Source organism: Streptomyces sp. WELS2 (genome assembly GCF_013870595.1).
GTDB lineage: Bacteria > Actinomycetota > Actinomycetes > Streptomycetales > Streptomycetaceae > Streptomyces.
Genome location: NZ_JACBWZ010000968.1, coordinates 1 through 2,145, shown reverse-complemented (window position 1 = coordinate 2,145; position 2,145 = coordinate 1). Strand labels below are relative to the sequence as shown.

The following is a 2,145-nucleotide window of genomic DNA, read 5'->3' as shown; positions in this document are numbered from 1 at the left end:
GCCCGACGTCCTCGCCCTGTCCGAGGAGGAGCTGGGCGACCTGCTCGGTGTCGTGGCGAGCCGGCTGGCCGCCGCCGGGGTCGCCGTGCACTGGCCCCGGGACCTCGCCCGCGACCTGACCGCCACCGCCGTGATCCGCCCCGCCCCCGGCTCCGCCACCGACGGCACCGGCTTCTTCGACAGCGCCGAGCTGCTCGGCTTCCGCTGGCAGCTGGCGCTCGGCGGCGAACCCCTCGACGAGGCCGAGATGGACGCCCTCGCCGAGGCCCACCGCCCGGTCGTACGGCTCCGGGACCGCTGGGTGCTGGTCGACCCCGCGCTGGTCCGCAAGGCCCGCAAGCGGGAACTGGGCCTGCTCGACCCGGTCGACGCGCTGTCCGTCGCCCTCACCGGCACCGCCGAGGTGGACGGCGAGACCGTCCAGGCCGTCCCCGTCGGCGCGCTGGCCGCCCTCCGCGACCGGCTCACCGCCGGCCTCGGCCCCGCCACCGCGCCCCGCGGCCTGAACGCCACCCTGCGCGACTACCAGCTGCGCGGACTGGCCTGGCTCGACCTGATGACCTCCCTCGGCCTCGGCGGCTGCCTCGCCGACGACATGGGCCTCGGCAAGACCGTCACCCTCATCGCCCTGCACCTGAAACGGGCCCGCACCGAACCGACCCTCGTCGTCTGCCCCGCCTCCCTCCTCGGCAACTGGCAGCGGGAGATCACCCGCTTCGCGCCCGGCGTCCCGGTCCGCCGCTTCCACGGCCAGGACCGCACCCTGGACGGCGTCGACGGCGGCTTCGTCCTCACCACCTACGGCACGATGCGCTCCGCCGCCGCCCACCTCGCCGCACAGCCCTGGGGCATGGTCGTCGCCGACGAGGCGCAGCACGTGAAGAACCCGTACTCGGCCACCGCCAAGGCGCTGCGCACCATCCCGGCCCCCGCGCGCGTGGCGCTCACCGGCACCCCGGTGGAGAACAACCTCTCCGAACTGTGGGCCCTGCTCGACTGGACCACCCCCGGACTGCTCGGCCCGCTGAAGTCCTTCCGCGCCCGGCACGCCCGCGCGGTGGAGAGCGGCGAGGACACCGAGGCGGCCGAGCGCCTGTCCCGGCTGGTGCGGCCCTTCCTCCTGCGCCGCAAGAAGTCGGACCCGGGCATCGTGCCGGAGCTGCCGCCCAAGACCGAGACGGACCACCCGGTGCCGCTCACCCGGGAACAGGCCGCGCTGTACGAGGCGGTGGTGCGCGAATCGATGCTGGCCATCGAGACCGCCGAGGGGATGGCACGGCGGGGACTGGTGCTGAAGCTGCTGGGCGCGCTCAAGCAGATCTGCGACCACCCGGCGCTGTATCTGAAGGAGCGGCCGGACCCCGAGCGGCTGGCCGCCCGCTCCGGCAAACTCGCCCTGCTCGACGAGCTGCTGGACACCCTGCTCGCCGAGGACGGCTCGGCGCTCGTCTTCACCCAGTACGTGGGCATGGCCCGGCTGCTCACCGCCCATCTGTCCGCCCGCGCGATCCCGGTCGACCTGCTGCACGGCGGCACACCGGTCGCGGAGCGGGAGCGCATGGTCGACCGCTTCCAGAGCGGCGGGACCCCGGTCCTCGTACTGTCCCTGAAGGCCGCCGGCACCGGCCTGAACCTCACCCGCGCGGGCCATGTCGTCCACTTCGACCGCTGGTGGAACCCGGCGGTCGAGGAACAGGCCACCGACCGTGCCTACCGCATCGGCCAGACCCAGCCCGTCCAGGTGCACCGCCTGGTCACCGAGGGCACGGTGGAGGACCGCATCGCCGAGATGCTCGCCGCCAAGCGCGCCCTGGCCGACGCCATCCTCGGCTCCGGCGAGGCGGCCCTGACCGAGCTGACGGACCGCGAACTGTCCGACCTCGTCTCCCTGCGGAGGACGTCATGACGCCCCCCGGCCGCCCCCGCCCCGCCGACGCGGCCCGCCGCGCCCTGCGGGAGGCCCGCCGACGGGCGCACCCCGAGCGGGAGGACACGGCGCCGGACCCGGCGGAAGGGGAGGGCACGCCGGAGCCGGAGGAGGGGAAGGAGCCGACGGCCGAAGGCGAACGTGCGGGAACGGCTCCGGAGGAAACCGGGCCCGGCAGCGCCGGTTCCTCCGCGCGTACGGACGCCCCGGACGGTGGC

The 2,145-nt window shown here is 75.2% G+C and carries 1 protein-coding gene and 1 pseudogene; both read left to right on the top strand.

Features of this window, described 5'->3' with window-relative positions:
• A partial coding sequence (locus tag H5J33_RS32370) for a DEAD/DEAH box helicase (protein ID WP_181798292.1) occupies window positions 1–1,906 on the top strand: 1,906 nt, incomplete at its 5' end.
• Window positions 1,903–2,145 (top strand): annotated as a pseudogene (locus tag H5J33_RS36880) (hypothetical protein); the annotation flags it as partial. The gene H5J33_RS32370 and the pseudogene H5J33_RS36880, both read left to right, overlap by 4 nt.